We start from the raw sequence: 3,745 nt of genomic DNA, 5'->3' as shown, positions 1-3,745 counted from the left end.
ATCTGTTTGTTCAGGGCGTCTTGCATTTTCTCTGATAACATATTTCTTTTTATTTGGTTATAAAGATATAAAACTACGTGAACAGTTCGGTGTACAGATTAATATACGAAAAGGGATTTACATTATGTTTAAACTTACGGGTAAAAATTTATAGAAAGAAATTAGTGGTGAGCGTGTATTCCTGATAGTTACCCTCCGGTAACAGGGAGAACTGATTTATCCGCCGGGGTTTAGAAGATTTAGAAATGCGCTGCAGTTATTCCACTTTCCGGGCCTTTTCTGAATTGAAGCCGGGGAAGCCTGCTGTTTCAGGTGATTTGGTAGATTTATAGTATTTTTTCCGGAATGGTAGCGTGGTATTTATTTGGTAGGATTCCTTCTCTGTGTGTGACGTGGTTTAACATTAATTTAACTGCGGCGTTTCAGAGGGATGCAAACAATAGGACCGTTAAGATTTAAACCGTAACCATGAAAAAAAGCATAACCCGTACTTGTATTGTAGCAATTTCCGCTTTGGCTGTATTTTCCTGCCAGCCTGGTAAAACGAAGCAACTTCAACTTAAGGGAAAAATACCAGGAATAGATAAAGGGGTATTCTTTATCGGACCAGTATCAAAAATGGATCCTGATTACAAGGGAGCGGATACTATTCGTTTGAAGAATGGAACGTTTACTTACTCCTGCAAGATTGATTCTCCACAGGTATATATGATAACGGGTAATATGGCGACGGGAGAGCCTGGCCTGTTATTCTGGGCGGAAAATGCAGATGTGAATATGAAAGTAAGTTCGCCGCAATTAAAGGATGCAGTATTCACCGGTACACTGAATCAGCAGGATTTTACGGACTATATAAAATTACAGAACCAGCTGAGTGATCAGCAAGCTGCTATTTTTAAAGAGGCCGAATCATTATCCGAACAGGATACTGTAAAGAGGGAGTTGTTGCGCAAGAAATATGAGGATTTTGAAAAAGGGCAGCGTAATGGGTTGGGTGATTTCGTACATCAACATCCTGCGACTGTGATTTCCATCCTGGCGTTGAATGATTTGTTCCATCAACCGTCTGTTGACATAAAGGAACTGGAAGCTGCCTATAATGGACTAACGAAAGAGGTGAAAGCAATGCCGGAAGCCAGGCAATTTGGTCATGATTTAAAACAAACGATAGCGCTTCAGATCGGGAAAACGGCGCCTGATTTCTCTTTGCCGGATACCAGTGGTAAGATGGTTAAACTCTCGTCATTCAGGGGCAGGTATGTATTGCTGGATTTTTGGGCAAGCTGGTGCGGGCCATGCCGTCAGGAGAATCCGGAGGTACGGAAGGCTTATCAGCAGTTCAGGGATAAAAACTTTACTGTATTAGGCGTTTCCCTGGATGACAAGAAGGATAAGTGGACAGCTGCCATTGCAAAAGATCAGCTCACCTGGACACATGTATCTGATCTTAAAGGATGGAATGGGGATGTACAGAAACGGTTATACCTGATCAGCGGCATTCCGGCCAATTTCCTGATAGACCCTTCCGGCGTGATTGTTGCCAGGGACCTGCGGGGAGCGGAGCTGGCTGCGCGGCTGGGAAAGCTGCTTAAATTATGAAAGTGCGGGAGCTATTAATGATATGATAATGTGGCAGGAATGCCGTAGAATTGTATTTTTAGTGATCACTAAAAATACAATTCTTATGAAGAAATTATCATTGTTTGTCGTGCTGACGATGTCTGTTGTGGTGGGCACTTCTGCCGTGAACCCGGCTCCCTGTGCTATTGAGCGCATCATACCTGCTACAGGCACCTGCAATGTACGCGTCACGCTGGTACGTAGCGACGGCACGCCGGTTACTACTGGTTCTGTTGATCTGAGCGATTTCTATGCGCGCAGCCCAAGCACGGGAGAATACTATTATGCGGAGTATAATATGGTGGGTGGATTCTTTCAACTACCAGCGAAGATCTACGATTTGCCTGCCGGTACCTACACTTTTGGTGCTGACAGAGGCCAGGGTAACTGGATTGCAGTGAGGGAAAAAGTTGTAACAATTACTCCTGACATGGCTGCCGCAGATGGCTTTATTAATGTTGTCCTGGAGATTGCCTGGGAGGAGTAGTCCCTGGACCTGAAGACAATGAAGACCCCGCTACCATCATGCTTACACCCAGTAATACAAGATCTTTCAACAGAAAGGCATCGGGTACCCAGAACCCGTCTACCTGGTGGAATGCGCCCGGTGTTGTAAAGAGAAAGCTAATGGTGGAAATGAACGTGATGCTTCCCAGTAAACCACCGGCCAGCGCTGCTTTCTTATTCCACGGAGACAATGCGAGCAGGAGAGCGGTAATGATTTCCGCACCTCCGATGATGTTGCTGACTTGTTGTACATTCCATACGGAATACATCCAGCTCATCAGCGGGCTGTTACTCACCAATGGTTGTATCGCCTTCGCTTCGGTGGGTGTGAATTTAAACAGCCCTATCCAGAGCAGTATGATAACAAGACCATATAAGGCAATATAGAACCCTGAGCGGGAAAGTGAAGTACTATAGGTGCTGACAACACGTTGTGACATAAGAAACGGATTTTTTTGTTTGTTAAATACTGATTACAAAATTATCCGCTCCATTACCGGATATGCAAACGATTTGTCACAACTATTGATCAATTTTTCCCTTATTACATTCTTTACGGAAGGCGGTGGGGCTTTCTCCTGACATTTTACGGAAGAACCGGCTGAAATGCGTAGGCTCTGTGAACCCCAGCTCTTCGGTGATTTCGCCTTGGTTTTTATCTGTATAAAGGAGCAGGCGTCTTGCTTCCATGAAGATACGTTCCTGTATTACTTGCAGCGGGCTCTTTTGGTTATAGATAGTAAACAGGTTGGACAGCGTTTTCGGAGATCTGGCTAACAGCTTTGCATAATCCTGTACCTGGTGCAGTTCTCTGAAATGCATTTCCACCAGCAGGTTAAACCGGCGTACGAGGTCCAGGTCCTGGTCCGGTATTCCGGGAGGAAATTGTTCTTTAGCTGCGCGTGTCAGCAGGATGATGAGGTATTTGAGCTGCATACGCAGCATTTCTCCCTGGGTACTGTCTTTCGTTTCGAATTCCTCTATGAAGATCGATAGCAGGCGCTCCATTTTATTTCTGAACTGGGGATTACCTTTCAGGTTGATAAAGAAAATGTCCCTGGCTCCGTAAAACAGAAACCCTACACAGGATACTTCTTTATCATGGTCTACAATGCAATAGAAGTCGCGGTTGAATTGCCATATCACAACTTTTCCGCCGGCATGTAGTCTGAAAGACTGATGCACAACGAGGCAGAGAAAGTGATCTGCGGGAAAGAAGTATCTTACATTATCAATGTATACATAAATATCCGGCCCCCTGTTCCACAGGATGGTGTATAAGACATCCTGCTGTGTTTCCTTATGGGACCATGCGAAATCGCCTGCCGGTTGTAATAACTTCAGTTCACCCTGTGTTGATTGTTGAAATGTATACCTCATAAGAATGTAGGCAAAGATCGGGATTTTATCTGGTAGCAGATAACTATTAGGGAGGCTTTTGAAGGGATATGCGATCTTGTTGCTAATGCTGAATCATTCTTTTCGGTACGGACTCCTTCCAGGATGGTAAGTTGTGTGGCGGGATGTAACAATGGGAGGCAGCAGATCTGCCTCCCGTGCATTAAACCTGGTAAGGCAGGTATCAATTGCCATATAAACCTTTCAGTGTAATGTAGAA

4 protein-coding genes are annotated in these 3,745 nt (G+C 44.6%); 2 read left to right on the top strand and 2 right to left on the bottom strand.

Annotated features, from left to right (window positions below):
* Positions 1 to 468: 468 nt before the first annotated feature.
* Together VM802_RS20070 and VM802_RS20065 are read left to right on the top strand one after the other, a co-directional pair.
* On the top strand, positions 469 to 1,599 hold the full coding sequence (locus VM802_RS20070) for a redoxin domain-containing protein (RefSeq protein WP_325533857.1): 1,131 nt from the start codon (positions 469 to 471) through the stop codon (positions 1,597 to 1,599).
* Positions 1,600 to 1,684: 85 nt separating this feature from the next.
* Positions 1,685 to 2,107: a hypothetical protein gene (locus VM802_RS20065; protein ID WP_325533855.1), complete on the top strand. Its 423-nt coding sequence runs from the start codon at positions 1,685 to 1,687 to the stop codon at positions 2,105 to 2,107.
* Here the strand turns inward: VM802_RS20065 and VM802_RS20060 are convergent.
* Entirely contained in the window at positions 2,073 to 2,567 is a 495-nt protein-coding gene (locus tag VM802_RS20060; RefSeq protein ID WP_325533853.1) for a YkgB family protein, read from the bottom strand. The genes VM802_RS20065 and VM802_RS20060 overlap by 35 nt on opposite strands.
* A gap of 82 nt (positions 2,568 to 2,649) precedes the next feature.
* On the bottom strand, positions 2,650 to 3,507 hold the full coding sequence (locus VM802_RS20055) for an AraC family transcriptional regulator (protein WP_325533851.1): 858 nt from the start codon (positions 3,505 to 3,507) through the stop codon (positions 2,650 to 2,652).
* Positions 3,508 to 3,745: the final 238 nt, after the last annotated feature.

The sequence above is a fragment of the Chitinophaga sp. genome (assembly GCF_035538455.1).
Lineage (GTDB): Bacteria > Bacteroidota > Bacteroidia > Chitinophagales > Chitinophagaceae > Chitinophaga.
Note: the sequence above shows the minus strand (reverse complement) of the source record. Positions and strands in the feature narration are given on the sequence as shown.

Excerpts from the sequence above, each read along its gene's own strand:
- VM802_RS20055 (WP_325533851.1), bottom strand. The coding sequence starts at position 3,507 with ATGAGGTATACATTTCAACAATCAACACAGGGTGAACTGAAGTTATTA.
- VM802_RS20060 (WP_325533853.1), bottom strand. The coding sequence starts at position 2,567 with ATGTCACAACGTGTTGTCAGCACCTATAGTACTTCACTTTCCCGCTCA.
- VM802_RS20070 (WP_325533857.1), top strand. The coding sequence starts at position 469 with ATGAAAAAAAGCATAACCCGTACTTGTATTGTAGCAATTTCCGCTTTG.
- VM802_RS20065 (WP_325533855.1), top strand. The coding sequence starts at position 1,685 with ATGAAGAAATTATCATTGTTTGTCGTGCTGACGATGTCTGTTGTGGTG.